22 protein-coding genes are annotated in these 17,682 nt (G+C 61.3%); 21 read left to right on the forward strand and 1 reads right to left on the reverse strand.

The features are described from left to right. Positions 1-129: 129 nt before the first annotated feature. The 3 genes from VSR68_RS40680 to VSR68_RS40690 are packed head-to-tail and all read left to right on the forward strand — an operon-like array spanning position 130 to position 3,462. A complete protein-coding gene (locus VSR68_RS40680; RefSeq protein ID WP_342945097.1) occupies positions 130-606 on the forward strand; it encodes a molybdopterin-dependent oxidoreductase in 477 nt (158 codons plus the stop codon). Further along, complete coding sequence (locus VSR68_RS40685; protein WP_342945098.1) at positions 603-2,396, forward strand: hybrid sensor histidine kinase/response regulator; 1,794 nt, start codon at positions 603-605, stop codon at positions 2,394-2,396. The genes VSR68_RS40680 and VSR68_RS40685 overlap by 4 nt, the downstream gene beginning before the upstream one ends. A gap of 22 nt (positions 2,397-2,418) precedes the next feature. Further along, positions 2,419-3,462: an ADP-heptose--LPS heptosyltransferase gene (locus VSR68_RS40690; protein WP_342945099.1), complete on the forward strand. Its 1,044-nt coding sequence runs from the start codon at positions 2,419-2,421 to the stop codon at positions 3,460-3,462. Here VSR68_RS40690 and VSR68_RS40695 read toward each other — a convergent pair. Continuing rightward, positions 3,459-4,316, reverse strand: coding sequence for a helix-turn-helix domain-containing protein (locus tag VSR68_RS40695; RefSeq protein WP_342945100.1), 858 nt, complete (start codon positions 4,314-4,316; stop codon positions 3,459-3,461). The genes VSR68_RS40690 and VSR68_RS40695 overlap by 4 nt on opposite strands. Before the next feature lie 195 nt (positions 4,317-4,511). Between VSR68_RS40695 and VSR68_RS40700 the strand changes: the two genes are divergently transcribed. The 18 genes from VSR68_RS40700 to VSR68_RS40785 all read left to right on the forward strand — a co-directional run bounded on the left by VSR68_RS40700 (position 4,512) and on the right by VSR68_RS40785 (position 17,552). Then, entirely contained in the window at positions 4,512-5,180 is a 669-nt protein-coding gene (locus VSR68_RS40700) for a lytic transglycosylase domain-containing protein (RefSeq protein WP_342945101.1), read from the forward strand. A gap of 43 nt (positions 5,181-5,223) precedes the next feature. Next, positions 5,224-5,574, forward strand: coding sequence for a hypothetical protein (locus VSR68_RS40705; protein ID WP_342945102.1), 351 nt, complete (start codon positions 5,224-5,226; stop codon positions 5,572-5,574). A 9-nt stretch (positions 5,575-5,583) separates the two neighbouring features. After that, on the forward strand, positions 5,584-6,021 hold the full coding sequence (locus VSR68_RS40710) for a VirB3 family type IV secretion system protein (protein ID WP_342945103.1): 438 nt from the start codon (positions 5,584-5,586) through the stop codon (positions 6,019-6,021). 122 nt (positions 6,022-6,143) lie between these two features. Further along, complete coding sequence (locus VSR68_RS40715) at positions 6,144-8,594, forward strand: transporter (RefSeq protein WP_342945104.1); 2,451 nt, start codon at positions 6,144-6,146, stop codon at positions 8,592-8,594. Positions 8,595-8,606: 12 nt separating this feature from the next. Continuing rightward, entirely contained in the window at positions 8,607-9,284 is a 678-nt protein-coding gene (locus tag VSR68_RS40720; RefSeq protein ID WP_342945105.1) for a type IV secretion system protein, read from the forward strand. Beyond that, entirely contained in the window at positions 9,274-9,519 is a 246-nt protein-coding gene (locus tag VSR68_RS40725; protein WP_342945106.1) for a hypothetical protein, read from the forward strand. Before VSR68_RS40720 ends, VSR68_RS40725 begins: the two co-directional genes overlap by 11 nt. A gap of 68 nt (positions 9,520-9,587) precedes the next feature. Continuing rightward, complete coding sequence (locus VSR68_RS40730) at positions 9,588-10,463, forward strand: type IV secretion system protein (RefSeq protein ID WP_428983700.1); 876 nt, start codon at positions 9,588-9,590, stop codon at positions 10,461-10,463. A 143-nt stretch (positions 10,464-10,606) separates the two neighbouring features. Beyond that, on the forward strand, positions 10,607-10,930 hold the full coding sequence (locus VSR68_RS40735) for a hypothetical protein (protein WP_342945108.1): 324 nt from the start codon (positions 10,607-10,609) through the stop codon (positions 10,928-10,930). Positions 10,931-11,072: 142 nt separating this feature from the next. After that, complete coding sequence (locus VSR68_RS40740) at positions 11,073-11,927, forward strand: type IV secretion system protein (RefSeq protein WP_342945109.1); 855 nt, start codon at positions 11,073-11,075, stop codon at positions 11,925-11,927. Further along, positions 11,924-12,841, forward strand: a complete 918-nt coding sequence (locus VSR68_RS40745; protein ID WP_342945110.1) for a TrbG/VirB9 family P-type conjugative transfer protein — start codon at positions 11,924-11,926, stop codon at positions 12,839-12,841. The genes VSR68_RS40740 and VSR68_RS40745 overlap by 4 nt, the downstream gene beginning before the upstream one ends. Before the next feature lie 17 nt (positions 12,842-12,858). Then, on the forward strand, positions 12,859-14,220 hold the full coding sequence (locus VSR68_RS40750) for a TrbI/VirB10 family protein (RefSeq protein WP_342945111.1): 1,362 nt from the start codon (positions 12,859-12,861) through the stop codon (positions 14,218-14,220). Positions 14,221-14,240: 20 nt separating this feature from the next. Beyond that, positions 14,241-14,738 carry a hypothetical protein gene (locus tag VSR68_RS40755; protein WP_342945112.1) on the forward strand — a complete coding sequence of 166 codons (498 nt, stop codon included), beginning with the start codon at positions 14,241-14,243 and terminating at the stop codon, positions 14,736-14,738. A gap of 10 nt (positions 14,739-14,748) precedes the next feature. Continuing rightward, positions 14,749-15,786, forward strand: a complete 1,038-nt coding sequence (gene virB11 / locus VSR68_RS40760; RefSeq protein WP_342945113.1) for a P-type DNA transfer ATPase VirB11 — start codon at positions 14,749-14,751, stop codon at positions 15,784-15,786. After that, entirely contained in the window at positions 15,783-16,037 is a 255-nt protein-coding gene (locus VSR68_RS40765) for a hypothetical protein (protein ID WP_342945114.1), read from the forward strand. Before virB11 ends, VSR68_RS40765 begins: the two co-directional genes overlap by 4 nt. Next, entirely contained in the window at positions 16,034-16,267 is a 234-nt protein-coding gene (locus VSR68_RS40770) for a hypothetical protein (protein ID WP_062826864.1), read from the forward strand. Before VSR68_RS40765 ends, VSR68_RS40770 begins: the two co-directional genes overlap by 4 nt. 165 nt (positions 16,268-16,432) lie before the next feature. After that, the gene (locus VSR68_RS40775; RefSeq protein WP_342945115.1) at positions 16,433-16,669 is read left to right on the forward strand and encodes a DUF3717 domain-containing protein; all 237 of its coding nucleotides are present in this window, start codon (positions 16,433-16,435) and stop codon (positions 16,667-16,669) included. After that, positions 16,666-17,127 carry a hypothetical protein gene (locus VSR68_RS40780; protein WP_342945116.1) on the forward strand — a complete coding sequence of 154 codons (462 nt, stop codon included), beginning with the start codon at positions 16,666-16,668 and terminating at the stop codon, positions 17,125-17,127. The genes VSR68_RS40775 and VSR68_RS40780 overlap by 4 nt, the downstream gene beginning before the upstream one ends. Before the next feature lie 71 nt (positions 17,128-17,198). After that, a complete protein-coding gene (locus VSR68_RS40785) occupies positions 17,199-17,552 on the forward strand; it encodes a hypothetical protein (RefSeq protein ID WP_342945117.1) in 354 nt (117 codons plus the stop codon). Positions 17,553-17,682: the final 130 nt, after the last annotated feature.

The raw sequence follows: 17,682 nt of genomic DNA on the forward strand, positions 1-17,682 counted from the left end.
CTGCGAACCGGGAGGCACCAGTGAGGCACCCAGGACGTCGAACAGTTCATATTGCGGCAAAATGCACGTGCGCCGGCCGGACGTGCATCAACACATGCAAAAGGAGGGGCTGTTGTGAGGAATCTCGGATTGAGCCTGTTGCTGGCAGTGGGTTGCCTTTCACCGGCACACGCCCAAACGGAAGCATGGGGCTTGGACGTGAGCGGGAATATTGCGAACGTAACGGACGCAAAGTCCCACTCCTATCATTTCAGCCACGCAGGTCTGCTTGCCCTCGACGTCAGGACCATCCGGACATCGACCAACTGGACGCCGGTCAGCACATGGCGAGGCCCGACGCTGGAGAGCATCCTGAACAAGGTTGGTTCTCGCGGGAAGGTGCTTCATGTATACGCGCTCGATGACTACGAACACGACGTTCCTGTTTCGGACGCGAAGCAGTACGGCGTTATCATGGCCTGTGAGCGCGACGGCAAGCCTCTCGAGCAGAAAGGTTTCGGGCCGCTGATGCTCATCTATCCTCGCGACGAGCATCAGGAAGACCTGAACCGGGCGTCGATCGAGGCTCGATTTGTGTGGCAAATCTATAAGATCGTTGTTGAATGATTTTTCTTCGTCGACTCGGCGCAAGAAGAGTCCTCGGCGTTGCCGTCGGTCTGCTGCTTTGCGTGTCCGGCGTCTGGGTGTACCACGCCTATTCGCTGCTCCTGTCCCCAGCCAGCCTTAAAGCGCTCGCTGGCCCGCAGGAGAATTACTATTGGCCGGTGGCCCAACTGGAAATCGCGGCGAACAAGACGAAGAATGCGCTTCTTCTCTACGGTGCCGGCAAAGCCGATTACCGCCTGGTCGAGCTACGTTTTGATGTCCTGCAGTCAAAATACACCGTGCTGGCTCAACCATCGGACTCCACGGAAATATTTAACCGTAATGCCTCGTTTCGAAATGCGATAGCCCAGATAGGGGCTGTGCTGGAAAAGGTGAAACCCGGCATCCAATCTGTCGCGCAACATCCCGACCACGCCGCGGATGTGTCGAATCTTCTTGGGCAACTTGATGTCCCTCTGGCAGTTATCACGGATCACGTAAGCGCAGCCGAAATCGAGCGGCGCGACACAGTCTACGATGACATGATCAGCAAACGACACCTCTTCTTTCTGAGTAGCATGGTGTTAATGGTGATTCTGGGCAGTACTGGCGTGCTTGCATTCATGCTGGGTGTCGATCGTAGAAGGCTTGCCTACCAGCAGCGCGCGGCGATGAAGGCAGAGCGGGATGCTGTGCGCGCAAAAAATGCATTCCTGGGGATGATTGGGCACGAGTTGCGGACGCCGCTGCAAAGCATCTTGAGCGTGACCGATACCTTGCTGGAGCGCAGATTCGCAGAGCGCGATGCGACGTTAATCAAGAGGCTGGCTGTGGCGGCAAGTCGACTTGAAACACAGATGAAGGATCTCACCGATTACGCCCGGCTGGACGCCGGCGGACTTACGTTGCGTGAACGGGAATTTCAGCCTGCAGACGTTATCAGTTCGATGGTTGACGAAGCCAAGGCGTCTGCCAGGAAAAAAGGACTGAAAGTTGACGCGTTGATTAGCGAAGGAGATGGATGGTATCTGTCAGACCCGGACCGTATCCGGCAGATTCTCGGCAACCTGCTATCGAACGCGGTCAGATACACGGATGAAGGGCACATCGTTGTGCATCTCGACATGAAGCCATCGAAGACTGGCGCCGTGCTCGATATCACGGTGGAAGACACGGGCTCCGGCATCCCTGCCGCTTCGGTTGAACGGTTGTTTGAGCCGTTTACGCAATTGGACCAGTCCAATACGAGGAAGCATGACGGTGCAGGAATTGGGCTGGCGATCGTGAAGGGACTCGTTGATCTGCTCGGTGGCGCGATCGGGATCGAGAGCGAAGAAGGGCACGGCACGAAAATCTCGGTGTCTTTGCCGGTCAAGCGATCCGTCGCTGCGACGGAGGCTGACGGAACAGAGCTGAAGGTTTCGGCAATCATTGAAGGCAAGAGATTGCTCGTCGTGGACGACCAGGAGTCCGCTCGAGAATCGTTCGCGGACGTGCTGTCGTCGTTAGGTGCGCATGTGGATATTGCCGAAGATGCAGCCGAAGCCCTCGCTGCCTTGCGAGAAGTTACCTATGATGCGGTCCTGCTCGATGTGCAGATGCCTGGGGAAGACGGTATTACTGTCGCACGCGAGGTTCGGAGTCTCCCTGGCCCAAATGTACATGTCCCGATTATTGGAATCAGTGCCTTTCCCAGAGATCTGCTCCCGGATGGCGGGGCTGAGCTGTTCACGCAACATTTGCATAAGCCTGTCCGAAACGCGGTGTTGAAGGATACGCTATTGCACGTCCTCTCGCCCGGAAAGGCGTAGTGAATTCAACCACAATTTACCCATGACTTTACTGGATCAGGTTTCCGCGCTCACAAACGCAGGTTCGCTCTTATCCCAAACGGGACATATCGTTGCCTCATATGATCTGGAAATATCGGACACACCGGCCGAAGGCTATCGGGCGCTTTCAGTCGTGCCGGGGATCCGCAACGCGAACGTTGCCGCGTTCGAGATCGACTATTCGCGCCTGACGCGGGTGCACGTCATTAACGGAATGGGCGTCACGCTGGGTGACTCGATTATTGGGTTGACGGCACTCTGGGCGCTACGGAAACAGCATCCGGGGCTCGTCTTTACGATCTACCGCCCACGTCTGGCGCCAGACTACGTCAAGCAGCTATATGTGCTCGCCGCGCCGATCTTTGGCTCCGTAATGGACCTTCCAGTCCATGTCCGGTCATTGCCGGAAACTGAATTTCAACTCGACCTTGGAAACCATCTTTTCTGGCCGAATTTCTCATCGATGCCCATGATTGATTTTTTTCTGTGGGCCTTGGGGATTGCACCGGACAGCGTTGCTTCACGCGACAAAGCGAACGGCTGGCTCAGACAGGTCAACGTCCCTGACCTGACGGGAAATTGGGCGCATCAATCGTATGTGCTGCTTTGTCCCGTTGCTAGCACTCCAGTGCGTAGCATTCCGCCGTCGTTTCGCAGGGAGGTCGTCGCGCAGCTTTGGGAAAGGTTTCACCTCCCAGTGCTGGGCTTTGGAGATGTTGCACACGATCGTTATACGGACATCAGCAGCCTGTCGCCGGACACGGCATCGTTTCTTGCGTGGGTGAAGAACGCCCGATTCCTGGTGACATCCGACACGGCGGCTGTCCACATTGCAGCAGGTTTCGATGTGCCGACGGCGGCTTTCTTTACGACGATCCCACCAGACCAGCGCGTTCGCGACTACAAGTGTTGCACGGCCATCGAGCTTTCTCGTCCCGAACTTCACGGGATTCAGGCAAGCGGACGGGCGGGCGACCTCGAAATCATTGAACGCGCATATCGGGAAGCTGCTGGAGATGGGCTGGGGCGAGCGCTTCGCAGCTAGAGCGTTGACCGGTTGATCTCATGCGAAATCTCGGAAAACAGAAGAGGCATGCGCACGGGCTTTTCGATCCACTTGCAACCGAACTGCTGGATCACCCGGGCTATGTCATCTTCGCGTGCCTTGCCGCTTTTCAGCTGTCCCGTCAGCAGAAAGATAGGCGCCGAATAATTCTCTGCCTTCCGGATCTCCACGATTGCTGATTCTGCCGTGTCGTCATTAATCAGCCAGTCGAGCACAAATGCGTCGAACGCATTATTCCTGATCGCTTCCCGAAAACTCGGGAGGTCGTAGAAAGGCACGGCGTTCAGGCCGTGGTCGTTCAGATAATCGCAAACGTTATTGGCCTCGTGCGTTTCAGTATCGTCATCGAGTACTGCAATGACCGGCTTCTCGATGTGCGGCAGGGTGGGGCGCAACTCGACAGACAGCACATTAAAAAGCCTGCCGCCCGGCGCGATCTCGGCCGGATAGACGTTCCATCTGTTACCGGCCCGAACAGCGACGAGGTCTGCGGGTCGTTTGCCGCCCAGTTCGTCACCTATCCGTACCGAACAGGCGAGTGCTCGCGGGCTCACCATCAGCGTCCCTTCTTCTCCTGCTGAATCTTCGAAATCTTCGTTGTTTTCCACCAGGATACTGGGCGATTCACCGAAACGCGTGGCAACGATGCTGAGTTGCTTGAGGTCCCATGGCAATTGGCCTTTCATTTTGCGACTGGCCGCCGAGAAGCTGAGATCAAGGATCCGGCTTAGCTCGCTTGCCTGAGCGCGCTTCGAAACGCCGTGTCGCTCCATGAGGTTGCGCACGCGGATGGCGATGGCCAGAGAGTCGGTCCGAATGTTGTTTTCGGGCATTTAATCCCTCCTTTTGGATGCCGACTTTAGCTAGAACTTACGCGCCACGCAATGTTGTCAAAGCATTTATTTGAAACATGACTTGACACGCGCATTATACGGACTAAAGTGACGCAACAGGCTAGATTTGTCAGATGGTATCCGGGCATGGCTGGAGCGTAATAAGCGCTCCGTGTGCGTAGCGGAGAATTTGAGATGCTTGATTTCAACTCGCTGGCCCAGCAGTGCGCACCGAACGTTCACCCTGTCACGCTTCAGGCGGTCGTGCGCACGGAATCGGGCTTTAACCCTTTCGCGATCGGCGTCGTCGCCGGCCATCTTTTACGCCAGCCACGTGATCGCGCCGAAGCGATAGCCACAGCCAGAGCGCTTGATGCCCGCGGCATCAATTTCAGCCTGGGCCTGGGTCAGGTCAACCGGACGAACCTCGCCCATTATGGCCTGACGTACGAAACCGCATTCGATGTGTGTGCGAACCTGAAGGCCGGTGCGGACATTTTGCATCGCTGCTATACACAGGCGGCTGCCAGGATGGGGACAGGGGACAGGGCGCTGCGCGCCGCAATCAGCTGCTACTACAGCGGGAACTTTACCCGCGGTCTCGCGGCGGCCGCCAACGGCACGAGCTACGTGCAGCGCGTGTCGGCCAATGCACAGCCAGTCGATACATCGACCAGCGTCGTGCCGGCGATTCCCGTCGTGATGGACCGTGCACAGGCGGGCGGACCCGTTCGCGTGCCGTCCGTCGTCGCCCACCGCGTGGGCGCTGCGGGTAAGAGGGTAGCAATCAGTGATGCGCCACAGGCGCGTCCTTCGTGGGATGCTTTTGGCGACTTCGGCTGCGACAGCGATTCCTGCAAGTGACATGACCGGCCGCGCTGCGACTTTCGTTTGAAAAGGAGAAGCCATGTTTCGCAAAATGAAACTCTATGCAATTCGGTTAGCACAACAGATTAATGTTGCAGGCGGCATCGCCAGCGCTGCAAGGTCGGCGTTGCTCGGCGCAGCGCTGTTCGCGCCCGGGCTTGCCCTGGCAGGAGGCGGCCTGGATTCAGCGACGGAGGGTGCGAATACGTTCAAGATCTGGCTGTACTCGTTTCTCGGTGTCTGTGCTTCGTGCGTGCTGCTATGGAAAGGGGCGGAGTGCTGGGCAGACCGTTCTCACTGGAGCGAATTCGTCACGCTTGGCGGCAAGGTTGCGGTGGTCGGCGCGGTGGTCGGCGTGCTCGCGCCGTACCTGTGGAATCTCTTTACCTGAGCACACATCATGTCGGACGAGAAAGCCCGCTACCCCGGTTTCAATGGTCTTGGACGCACCGCGGCCATCTGGGGCGTGCCCTACATGGCGATGCTCGTGGTGGTCGTCGCTTCGATGTTCACGGGTGTGCTCGTCGCCTTCTTCGTCGGCCCGGGCGGCCTGCTGTTCGTGTTTCTCGGCTTTCCGGTACTGCTGTGGTTCAAGCACATCTGCGAAACCGACGATCAAGGCCTGTGGATCATGTGGCTGCAGTTCCGCTGCCGGTTCTACTTCTGGCAGTTGCGCATCCGCGCGCGGGTGAATGCCGGGAGAGCGGCGCCGCATTTCGGCAATACGTCGACGCTCGCGCCACTGCGATACGGCCGGCAGCACCGTGTCTTTCGCGATTTTCTCCAACCATTGGGAAAGGGCGAGCGCCGCCTGCGTGAGCCCGGTCAGGAGCCGTGATGGGTAGCAGACCAACCGTCTCGAGCGAGATCCTCGGCGCGATCGGCGCCGTCGAAGACTGGATGCCGAGGTTCAGGCATCCGGTCACAAGGCATGTGCAGCACATCGACGGAAACCGTTTCATGGTGACGCTTGCGCTGCGCGGTGTGCCGTTCGAGGTATTCGAAAACAAGGTGCTTGACCGCAAGTTCGACCGCGACACGGAGATCTTGAGCAAACTGGGCCGCGACCATGGCGGACGCCTTGGTTACCACGGCGTTTTCATGCGACGGCGCGTGAACGCCGATCAAGAGTACCGTTTCCGCAGCCCCTTCATGAACTGGTTTTCGACGCAGCATGGCGGGCAGTTCAGGGGTGGCCGGTTCTTTGAGAACCGCTATTACTTGACGATCATCCTGAAGTACGAGGATTTCGAGGATGGGCTGAAGGAAATCGCGTCGCTCGCGCAGCAGGCGCTGCAACAGTTTGCGGACTACGAGGCCGAACTGCTCGCGGTATATGAGCGCACGCATATGAACGGCACAAAGATGCTGTTTTCGCAGCTGTATGGCTTCGTCAGTTATCTCGTGAATGGGGTGACGGGTGATCTGCCGGTCGCAGCAGAGCCAGGTGTTGACGTCATTCCGTCCAGTTATCTTCGCTTCGGCTACGACACACACGCGATCGACGGGCCGGGCGTGCCGGACCACCGGTGCTTCTTCACCTGTCGCGATCTGCGCAGCTTTCCGGAGAAGCCGGGCTTCGGCCAGCTCGATCCGTTGCTCTCACTGCCGATCGAATTCACGGTTGTGCATTCCTTTAACTGCATGACGGGTTTCGAATCAAACCGCACGATCGACTCGGCAATCAACAAGCTGGAGTCCGCCGGCGACAAGGCGAAGCATCAAGTCAGGGAACTGCGCGATGCGCAGGGTTACGTCAACACGGGCGAGCTGTCGTTCGGCGAGTACCATGGTGCGGCCGTGATCTATGGCGCAAGTACACAGGAGGCGCTGGAAAACGGGATCCTGTTCGCATCCCGATCGCTGAACGAGTGCGGTGTCGACTGGGCGCTCGCGACCGGTTCGGCGCCCTTCACGTATTTTTCGCAGGTCCCGGGCGCGAAGGTCAAGCCACGGCCCAAGGTCCAGTCGTCGCGCAACTTTGCGTCGATGTTCACCTGCCACGACTATTCGGCCGGCAAGGCCGAGGGCAACCCTATCGGCGACGGCTCAGCTGTCATCCCATTCCGTTCCGCATCGGGCATCTATTACTTCAGCCCGCATGCGAGCCGGCAGGGCGACGTCAACGTGGCGGAGAAGCTGGCCGCGCACGTGAAGCTGCAAGGCACCACCGGTGCCGGCAAGTCGACTGTCGCGACCGCCATCGCTGGCATGCTGTCCCGGTTCGGGCAGCTGCTGTTCGTGCTGGACAAGGGGCGAGGCTGGGAAGTGTTCATCCGCGCGATGCGCGGCGCCTACGTCCATCTGGAGAAAGGCAAACCGACTGGTTGGGCGCCGTTCGAACTGGCCGACACGGCTGAGAATCGCGAGTTTCTGTACGGGCTGGTCGAGCTTTGCGGACGCAGAAACGGCGTTGATCATCAGGGCAAATCCGTCAAGATCGATCTGACTGCCGCCGAGAAGATCCAGTGCCGCAACGCCGTCGACGCGGTGATGGGTATCGAGGACGTGCGCCTGCGGCGCTTCAGCCTGCTGCTGGACAGCATTCCGGATGAGGGCGATGACAGTCTGCGCCAGCGTCTGTCGCTCTGGTGCAAATCCGAGAACGGCCGCTTCTGGTGGGTGTTCGACAACCCGCCGAACCTGGCGCTGAACATGACGGAGCAGCGCTGGATCGGCTTTGACGTCGAGGCGTTCCTCGTCGAAGACTACGAACCGTCCGAGCCGGCGTTTGCCTGGCTTTTCCACCTCAAGAAGCTGATGCGAGGTGAGGGCCGGCTCATGCAGACCGTGATCGAAGAGTACTGGATGCCGATCCGCTTCCGCACGATCCGCGAGCAGATCGAGGAAACGCTCGCGAGCGGCCGCAAGGAAGGGGAGTTCATCACGCTCATCACCCAGCAGCCCGAGCAGGGCCAGAAGGCCGCCGACCTCTACCCGGCGCTGCGCAGTCTGGTTGCGACCAACCTGTATCTGGCCGATCCGGCGGCGGAAGAGGAGGCGTACGTTCGGGACGGCATGACGCGCAAGGAATTCACGGAGTTCAGGAAGCTCACGCCAACGTCGCGCCGGTTCCTCATCAAGCAGGGCAACCAGTCGGCGTTCGCGGTTTTTGACCTCAGCGGCATGGACGACGCGATCGCCGTGTTCTCGGGTGATCGCGAGAACGTATTGATCTGCGACGCGGTGCGCGCGGAGCTGGGGGAAGATCCGGACGTATGGCTACCGGTCTACCTGGAACGTGTCTTCGAACGCAAACTGCGCACGCGCCTCGCGGCGAAGCACGGCGCCGATGAGCGGCTGTGGGCAGACGAGCTGCGGCGTGGCCTCGAGCGCAAGCGCGCCGAGCTCGCCCGCATCTATGCGTCGGCACGCGCTGTTGACGCCGGTCACGGAGCTGTCACTGTCTGATGGAGGGACGTCGTGAACGCCAACGATGTCGAACGCCCCACGCGCCTGCTGCGGGCCGGTCGTGTGGCCGTCACCGCGCTCTGCCTGTGTGCCGCGATCATCGCACACGCGCAGGGTGTGCCAACCATCTCGCCGGCCGAGCTTGCCCAGCAGATGGTGCAGGTTCAGCAGCTGATGGAGCAGATCGAGAACCAGGAGGCACAGTACCGGGCACTCACCGGTAACAGCAGCCTGGGCACGATCATGAACGACGCGTCGCTGCGCAACTACCTGCCGGAACAGTGGCAGGACATCTATGACCAGGCGAAGAGTGGCAGCCTGTCCGGCATCAGCTCGTCGATGCGCTCGATCAAGCAGCAGGAAGGCATGACCGACGCCTCGACGCCGGGGCAGCAACGCTACTACGACGTGCTCGCGGCCAACAAGGCGATGAACGAGCAGGCGTACAGCGCGACGATGGCGCGGCTCAATAACATCCAGTCGCTGATGCAGCAGTCGAACCTCACGCAGGATCCGGCTGAAAAGGCGGACCTGCAAAACCGGATGGCTGCCGAAGAAGCGATGGTTACCAATGAGCAGACGCGCCTGCAGCTCACCGCACAGTTGCAGCAGGTCGAACTCAAGCTCGCGGAAGCGCAGCGCGACCGCGAATTCGACAACGCATTCCTGGGGAAAAACAATGGCGAATAAGGCACTTCTTGGCGCAATCGTCGCATTTCTCGTGGTCATCGCGGGCTATCTCGGCTACCTCGCGTGGGACCGTCATCAGCACAACATTCAGGAAGAACAGCAACAGGAGCAGGATCTCAAGTTCGATGCAGCGTTCCTTGGTACGACACCCGAGAAGCTTGCGGCCGAACGCAAGGCTAAGGGAATCAATCCGGCGAGTGACGATGCAGCGGCGAGCGCTGCAGGACTGAAGTAGTCCTGGATGAGTCGATACGGTCAATAACGCAGGAGGCAGACGTGGCCAACTTCCAGCTTTTTACGTCGATGACGCAAAGCTTTGACAAGAACGTGCTGACCACCATCGAGACTGGGTCGTCGCACATGATTTCGCTGATCTCGCCGCTGATGATGGCGTGCTTCAGCATCTACGTGCTGCTGGTCCTGTGGTCGTACTGGCAGGGAGACAACAACGAGCCGATCAACGACTTCCTTATGCGCATGGCGTCATGGGCGTTCATCCTGACTTGCGGGATGAATATCCAGTTCTACAGTGAATATGTCGTGCCGTTTTTCAACGGACTGGGTGAACAGCTTGCCGGTGCACTGACCAACGGCGATAACCCCGTATCGGGGCTTGACAACCTGCTCAACGCATACATCAATGCGGCGGAGGCCATCTACTCCCAGGCGTCGGGTTTCAAAGTCATTGCTGCCATCTGGACAATTGCGCTGATGATCATTTTTGGCGGCCCGTTCATGGCGATCGCGATCGCCTACATCATTCTCGCCAAGTTCGCGCTCGGCCTGCTGCTCGCGCTTGGACCGCTGTTCATTTCTGCTGCGCTCTTCCCGGTCGTCAGGCAGTACTTCTGGAACTGGGTAGGTCAGTGCATGAACTACGTGCTGCTTGTCGCGCTGTTCGCCGCTGCATGTGCCACGGAGGTCAATTTTGCCATGGGTGTTGTCCCGCTTGATGGCGCTCCGTCCGTCGGTCAGGTCATAGACCTCGACATCATGGGGCTCGCGTTCTGGATCATATCGTTGAACCTGCCGGGTCTTGCTTCGTCTCTTGCCGGTGGCGTGGGCATCTCGACGATGACCGGCAAGATCGGCGGTGCCGTGAAGTTTGCAGCAGCGCTGTCAAAAATGGGCGGCGGCGGATCCGCAAAGACCGGTGGCAGCATGAGTGAGATGAGGTAGGTGATGGAACGACTTTTCATCCGGATCGCACGGTGGTGGCTTATGGCGGCGGTGATTGCCACGGTCGGCGCGATGGCTTCGATCAAGCTGTTTTGCTAGGACCGCGAAGCGGTGTGAATCGCTGACTTCCAGAAGGAGGACTTGTGAATCAGGACAACACCAATGCTGTACGCAGCATGCCGACGGTGCATGCAGTCATTGGACGCGCCCTGCTGGGACTCGCCGTGTACGCGATGCTGATACTGATGTTCTGCGCGCTCGCGTGGGGCGTGCTGTGTCCGTCTTTGGCCGAGCTTCACCGCGTTTTTGAGGCGGTGCCGTCCGGTTACGTTATGCTCGCCGTCCTTTGTGCCGTGCTGCTATACATGGCGACGCACATCCCGAGCGCTGGCGCGGTTCTTTCCGACGGGTTGTGGGACGCGCTCGTGCACGCGCGCCGGACGCGACAGCATCGGGGCGGGCAGTGATGAAGAAGACTCTCATGGCTATCGTGCTGCTCGCCTTCACCCTGCAGGCCTGTAGCTCTCCGCCGAAACCGCCTGAGCCGACTGGCCAGTGGGTGCCCGTCAACCAGCCGCCAGGCCGTACGTAACCGGAGTGAGTACCAGCATGATTTCAGGTATCAGACAGTGGTTCGCCGCAGGGACGTCGTCGCGCAGGCGCGTGCAGCGGCCCACGGCGGCCACCGCCGCGCATCCAGATTCATCCGCGAGCACCATCAATGCATCACAGCGTGACGCGGTCAGCTGGTATCTCGACCAGGCCCGGGAGTTCGAGAAGTCGAAGATGGAGGTTGCCGAAGAAAAGGCGCGCGTCGCCGACCGGCGATCGGTGCTCTCGGGTGGCATCGCCCTCGCGGCTGTTTTTGGCATAACAGCTTTAGGACTACTTAAAAGACCCAATCCACCGGCGGTGTTGCGGGTGAACGACACGACCGGCAAGGTGGATGTGCTGCCAACGACCGCGAACGGCCACGTGAGCTTCACTGAAAAAACCGACCGCGCGGACCTGCGCCGCTATGTCGAGATGCGCGAGAGCTACGACTGGGAGACGATTTCGGACATGCACAGCGCGGTGATGTTCATGAGCGACGATCATGAAAAGGACGCTTATGACGCGCTCATCCGTGGACCGGCCGGCCCGCTCAAGCTGCTCAAAGACCAGGCGCGCATCATCGCCCGGGTCGGCTCGATCACCTTTGTCGGTTCGACGGCGCAGGTGTTCTTCTCACGGCAGGTGATCCCGTTGAATGTGGCGGCGAAGCGCCCGGACCCGACCTGGTGGATTGCGACGGTGGCCTTCACGCGCGTCGATGTGCCAGAGAAACAGGATCAGCAGGACATCGATCCGGACGGGTTTCGGTGTACCAGTTACGAGGTCACACGCGATTACACCCGCGCGCCAGCGGATGCATCGCCCGATCCCGCACCGGCCGCATCGAAGATGCCCGGGAGCGGGCCATGAGTCGTGCGGGTCTTCGCTCGCCGCCAGGCGTGGTCGCGATCATGGCCGCCTGTGCGCTCGCCGGTGGCCGCGTGCACGCGCTTGAAATCCCGCGGAGCTGCGGCGCCGACCCGCATATCCAGTGCGCGACGTACAGCCCCGACCAGGCCTACCGCGTGGCGACGATGCCAGGCCGTGTGGTGATGATCCAGTTCGAGCCCGGAGAACACATCCTGAAAGACGGCGGCGGCATTGGCGATGCCCGCGCCTGGCACGTGTCGGTCAACGACAGCGGAGCGCTGCTCAAGCCCGGTGCGCTGCAACCCGAAACCAACCTCGTGCTCGTGACCAACCGGCGCACCTATTCGCTGTCGCTTGTCGATGTATCGCGGGCGCAGCCCGCGACGTGGATCCTGCGCTTCGACTATCCGGACACGGAGGCGAAGACCGCGGCCGAACAGCTGGGGCGCCGGGAGGCCGTCAGCGCCGCACTGGCGGGCCAGCAGGACACTCCGGCTGGTCCGGCGAAAACCGGAGCGACGGGCGCAGCGGTGTCCCCTGGTGCGCCCGGGTCATCCGCGCCGGCGGCGAACATGCAGTACATGATGCGCGGCGATCGCGCGCTTGCGCCTACCGCCTTGTGGGACGACGGACGTTTCACCTACTTCAGGTACGCGACCGCGCGCGATCTGCCGACGATTTTCACGAAGCTGCCGGACGGCAGTGAGGCGACGGTGAATTTCCATATGGAAGGCGACACCGTTGTCGTCCACGAGGTTTCGAAGACATTCATCATCCGCTACGGCCAGGCCGTGCTGGGCATCCGCAACGACGGCTACTCGCCGGACGGCCACTACAACGGCACCGCCTCGTCGTTGCCCGGTACGGCGCGCATCGAACGCGCGCACGGCAGCCGCGATCGGGTGGATGACTGACGGGAGCGTGCACACGCATGAGCGAACGCAACGAAATCGGCAATGCCGGGCGCGCGGACACGGCGCCGCAGCCGTCGCTGGACCTGCCCGGACGCCGCCGCACGCGCGCGGGCAAGCTCAGGCTCGTGCTGGTCGCGCTGGTCGTGATTGCGCTGGGCGCATCAGGCGTCACGATCTACCTGCAGCGGCTCTTCCAGCAGCATCAGGACGCGAAACAGGCGGCGCTCAACAAGCCGAAGGACAGCGGCGCGAGCGAGGCTGGGGCCGACCTCGAAACACAGAAGGCGCGCATCAAGCGGGCCGAAGCCGATCAGGCGCGCGCCGCATCGGAAGCTGCGGCTGCCGCCGCGGCAAGGCAGCAGCTCGCCCCGCCGGCCGGCGCAGCGTCGCACCCTGTCGGCGAACGGGGCACCGCGATTGCGAACAACCGGCCGCGGCCACTGTCACCCGCTGAGCGGCGTCTCTCGGGCAGCGTGCTGGTCATGTCCGGCGACAGCAGGGCCACCGGTGGTCCTGAAGACTCTGCGCTCGCATCCAGTGACGCAGGCGGCGGCAGCGCAGACACGACGGGCAACGGCGCCGGCGGTGGCAATAGTCTGGCCGGCATGGCGAGGTCCATGGGGCTCGCGGCGCTGCGGGGCGGGCCATCTGGAGCCGCCGGTTCATCTGGTGCAGGGCTGGCTGATAACCATGATGCCGGCAACAGCAAGGGATCGGTCTTCGACCAGTCCCTGCAGCCCTCGAAGCTGCAGCCGATGCGTGCCGCGTTCCGGCCGGACCGTCATTACCTGATCAGCCGGAACACCATGATCCGGTGCGGGCAGGCCACCGCAGTCCGCACTGACCGGCCGGGGCTGCTGGGCTGTCCGATTGCCGATGACGTCTGGTCGGACGATGGCACGACACTGCTCATTCGCAAGGGCGCGCTGGCCAAAGGCGAGCAGCGCGACGCCGTCATACACGGACAGGGCGTCATTGGCGCGATCTGGGACGAGATCGACGACGGCGATGTCCGTATTCCCCTGAACTCGCCGGCGACCGATTCCCTCGGGGCGGCCGGCATTCCCGCCTACATCGACGAGCATTTCTGGCTTCGCTTCAAGGGGGCGCTGATGGTGAGCCTCATCGGCGACTTTGGTCAGGCGCTGGCGAACAAGGCGATCGGAGCGGGCCAGACCATTACCTTCTCGAACAGTTCGAACGCGACGCAGGACGTCGCCGCAGAGACGCTGCGTAACTCGATCAACATCCCGCCCACCGCTTATTCAAACCAGGGATCCCTGATCAACATCTTCGTTGCGCGCGACGTTGACCTGAGCAGCGTGTACGAGAACGTTGACAGCGACGGCAGCGAGATTGCGCCGGCGGCCCGGCACTGACGAACGTGAGGAATATCACGATGGAACTGCAGATCGCGCTTCCCGACTCTTTCCCGCTTCAAGGTGGCGAGCGTGATGCGTTCGAAGAGAAGGTGCGCGCCGAAAAGATCGATGCGCTCCGGCCGTACCAGCTATCTGACCTTCTGCCGCTGCGCCGGATCGGCGACGGGCACGTGTTGATGGATGCAACTAACCGTCTCGCAACAACCACCCTTCCAGCACCGGGCCGTGCCGGGGCGGGTTTACTCCCCGCGCTTTCACACCAGGCACAGCAGCGGCAGGTACTGACCACAGTCGACAACGGCATCGAGGTCGACACTGGCGTCGTCTGTGGCGCCAGTAGCGACGGTTGTCTCGATGTCGCCTGCGCGAACGTGCGCGATCAGGCGGGCAGCGTGCCTGGCGACGGCGACTGTACCGGGTCCCGGTTCAGGTCGAGCTGCACGCCACAGAGGCGGGATCGCACGGACGGCGATCCGGAAAGCTTTTTTTACCAGCTTGCATCAGCCATATTCTAAAGGAGTACATATGAGTGTAGTGGTTATCGATGTCATCGAAAAGGGCACCATCGCGCGCAGCTTCCTCCGGCAGATGGGTATCGCCAGTTTCTTTGACGGCAGTCTCACCGAGGTGGCCATTAACCGGCCCGGCGAGATATGGACACAGGGATCAGCCGGATGGAAGCGGCACGAGGCGCCCGCCTGCACATTCGACGCCTGCTTCAAGCTCGCCAACGCCCTCACGGTGATGAAGGGTGGCAAGTTCTCGACGAAGGAACCGATTCACCCGGTGGTCCTTCCCGACGGCCAGCGCGCTCACGTGCTGATGCAGCCTGCGTGCGAGCAGGACACGATTTCGATCACCATCCGGATTCCATCGAACCAGCGGTTTTCCGTTGACGAATACGAACGCAACGGCTGGTTTGCAGGCTACCGGGACATGTCGCCGCGCCGGGAGGCGTCGGCATCGCTCGACCTGCAGCCGTTCGAGCAGGACATGCTTCAGGCGCAGCGCCAGCGCAACGTCACGCGCCTGCTTGAGCTCGCCGTCGCGAACCGCCTCAATATTGTGCTCGCCGGTGGCACCGGCTCCGGCAAGACGACCCTCAACAAGGCCCTGTCCGATCTCGTGCCGTCTGATGAGCGGATTGGCACGATCGAGGATACGCCGGAGCTGTCGCTGCCGAACCATCCGAACCGCGTGCACATGTTTTTCAGCGATACGCTGCCCGCAAAGGAACTGGTGCGCTCGACGCTGCGCATGAAGTTCGATCGTGTGTTTCTTGCCGAGCTGCGTGGCGACGAGACATGGGACTATATGACGCTGCTCAACACGGGTACGCCCGGCGGTATTACGACCGTTCACTGCAACGACGCCAGGTCGGCCCATTCCCGTATCGCGACGCTGATCAAGCAGAGCGTGGTGGGTCAGACGCTCGACTGGCGATTCATCATGGATCAGGTCCGCGTGACCATCGATCTCGTGCTCTTCATGCACGACAAGCGCCTGTCGGAAATCTGGTACGACCCGGTGGGCAAATGGCAGCTGCTGGGAGGCATCGCATGAAAGAGCGCGCTGTATCACCCACCAGCCCGACCGCGCCGCACGGCGGTTGGCAACGGGATGGCGACCATGCGCTCGTGCATCCCGGCGGTTGGTCGATCGCGCGTTATCGCATCGACGGCGTGTGGACCTACATGCTCTGGCATGGAAATGAAACGCAGGGCCGGTTCGCGACAGCGGACGCGGCGAAGTCGCGGCACGCCGAGCTGACGGGTGCAACAGTTTCTGGCGCGACGCAGGAGCGTATGGCGTGATCGGACAAATTGTGATCGGCCTGTTCGGCGTCGCGGCGGTGTTCCTGTCGCAGGACCCGCGCGAGCAGCGGCGTCGCTGGGCCTGCGTCTTCGGGCTTGCCGCACAGCCTTTCTGGCTCGTCATGGCGTGGCACGCACACGAGTATGGGGTGCTTGCACTGTGCCTTGTGTACGGATGGGCATGGGCGCGTGGCGTACGCAGTTACTGGATGAAGGCGGATGCGCGATGAGCCGGTCGCCAGTCGAATGGACGGAAAAGACGTCGAATCCGCTGCCTGGATGGCGAGCCCGGGTCGACAGCACACCCGTTGACCCATGTGTGCCGGTCAAGGTCCGCACGAGGGCGGCGACCGGCCGCTCGACGGCTGGCTTCATGAAACGATGCGGGAGCCCAGATGAATATTGGCATGAGTGATATCGAAGCCGCGATAGGCCATTGGCGACGCGCTGCGGCGTCGGAAGAGGCTTTCGCGGCGAGCAGGGAGGGCCGTGCGCTTGCACGGCTCTATGGTGCGGCAATCGCACAGGGCAGTGCACGCATAGAAGAGGGCGAGCTCGACGAGGCCGAGCGCTCTGCGCTGCGTCTTTTGGGTTTCAGTCGAACGGCACGCGCAAAGGAGAGTGAGGCGTGACAACACATCCGCAATTCCGCGTTGGTGACAGTTTGATCGGAGCGGAGGGTGGCTCGAGCTACGGGCCGGATCTTCCGGACCCCGTAAGCTTCGCGGTCTGCGGGGTCAAGCGGGGCGGCAAGTCGGTACGCAGGAAGGCGGTCAACCTCGCGTTACCGCGCAGGACCGTGCTCAGGATTGCGCTGCGCATGCTTGCGCATGCCGACGGCATGATGCCCGATACGACTTCTATCAACAGGGAAGCGGCCGCGTGCGCTGGGCATCCGCCGCAGGTGCTGAATCACCGGGAGGAAGACCGCGGGCTCATCGATCGCCTGCGTGACAACGTAACACTCAATTTCGCGCGCATGCCGGCACTGCATGCCGCACAGGCCATGCTCGAACATTGCGACGAGGGGACGGCCGCTGGCCCGCGCCTGTTGATCGCGGCCGCCGACAGCATGACGGTCTGTCGATGAAGCGCGTTGCCGGGTTCAATGCTGAGGGTATCACCTCAACCATGAAGCGACCGGACACTCAGGGGCGAACCATGCCGAAATATCTCCGCATCCTCATTCCGTGTCTGGTCGTGCTGGTGATCGTCGCGGCCGCAGTGACGCTCGGTCAATATCTCGGCGGACTGCTGTTCGCAAAGATGCAGAAGCTCCCACAGGACGCGGTTGGCATTTTTACGCTGTACGACTACTGGCAGGCGTGGGGCGAGGTCCCTGCGGTGAGGCGGGCTCTCTCCGTCTGCACGCTGCTGTCAGCCGTCATTGGCTGCATGCCCGCGATCGTGATCACGATCGCGCTGGTGAACTCGCGCGGACGTATCGCGCAGTTCGGCAATGCGCGCTTCGCCGCGCGCCGGGACATCGTGAAGGCCGGCCTGCTGGAAAAGTGATCATGGTGCGCCGGGAGACCGGCAAGGAGTAGATGGTGAAAGTCCATTACGATGAAGGTGTAGCGAACCACATCGGCCCCAAGCCGTGCGCAGGCATCCGCGAGGATGTCGGCGAAGCGTCGGCAGGGGA

The organism is Paraburkholderia phymatum, from assembly GCF_038900715.1.
GTDB lineage: Bacteria > Pseudomonadota > Gammaproteobacteria > Burkholderiales > Burkholderiaceae > Paraburkholderia > Paraburkholderia phymatum_A.

Coding starts and splice junctions, on each gene's coding strand:
- VSR68_RS40715 (WP_342945104.1), top strand. CDS start 6,144: ATGGTGACGCTTGCGCTGCGCGGTGTGCCGTTCGAGGTATTCGAAAAC.
- VSR68_RS40750 (WP_342945111.1), top strand. CDS start 12,859: ATGAGCGAACGCAACGAAATCGGCAATGCCGGGCGCGCGGACACGGCG.
- VSR68_RS40755 (WP_342945112.1), top strand. CDS start 14,241: ATGGAACTGCAGATCGCGCTTCCCGACTCTTTCCCGCTTCAAGGTGGC.
- virB11 (WP_342945113.1), top strand. CDS start 14,749: ATGAGTGTAGTGGTTATCGATGTCATCGAAAAGGGCACCATCGCGCGC.
- VSR68_RS40725 (WP_342945106.1), top strand. CDS start 9,274: ATGGCGAATAAGGCACTTCTTGGCGCAATCGTCGCATTTCTCGTGGTC.
- VSR68_RS40695 (WP_342945100.1), bottom strand. CDS start 4,316: ATGCCCGAAAACAACATTCGGACCGACTCTCTGGCCATCGCCATCCGC.
- VSR68_RS40685 (WP_342945098.1), top strand. CDS start 603: ATGATTTTTCTTCGTCGACTCGGCGCAAGAAGAGTCCTCGGCGTTGCC.
- VSR68_RS40710 (WP_342945103.1), top strand. CDS start 5,584: ATGTCGGACGAGAAAGCCCGCTACCCCGGTTTCAATGGTCTTGGACGC.
- VSR68_RS40740 (WP_342945109.1), top strand. CDS start 11,073: ATGATTTCAGGTATCAGACAGTGGTTCGCCGCAGGGACGTCGTCGCGC.
- VSR68_RS40785 (WP_342945117.1), top strand. CDS start 17,199: ATGCCGAAATATCTCCGCATCCTCATTCCGTGTCTGGTCGTGCTGGTG.
- VSR68_RS40690 (WP_342945099.1), top strand. CDS start 2,419: ATGACTTTACTGGATCAGGTTTCCGCGCTCACAAACGCAGGTTCGCTC.
- VSR68_RS40775 (WP_342945115.1), top strand. CDS start 16,433: ATGAATATTGGCATGAGTGATATCGAAGCCGCGATAGGCCATTGGCGA.
- VSR68_RS40730 (WP_428983700.1), top strand. CDS start 9,588: ATGACGCAAAGCTTTGACAAGAACGTGCTGACCACCATCGAGACTGGG.
- VSR68_RS40765 (WP_342945114.1), top strand. CDS start 15,783: ATGAAAGAGCGCGCTGTATCACCCACCAGCCCGACCGCGCCGCACGGC.
- VSR68_RS40745 (WP_342945110.1), top strand. CDS start 11,924: ATGAGTCGTGCGGGTCTTCGCTCGCCGCCAGGCGTGGTCGCGATCATG.
- VSR68_RS40700 (WP_342945101.1), top strand. CDS start 4,512: ATGCTTGATTTCAACTCGCTGGCCCAGCAGTGCGCACCGAACGTTCAC.
- VSR68_RS40705 (WP_342945102.1), top strand. CDS start 5,224: ATGTTTCGCAAAATGAAACTCTATGCAATTCGGTTAGCACAACAGATT.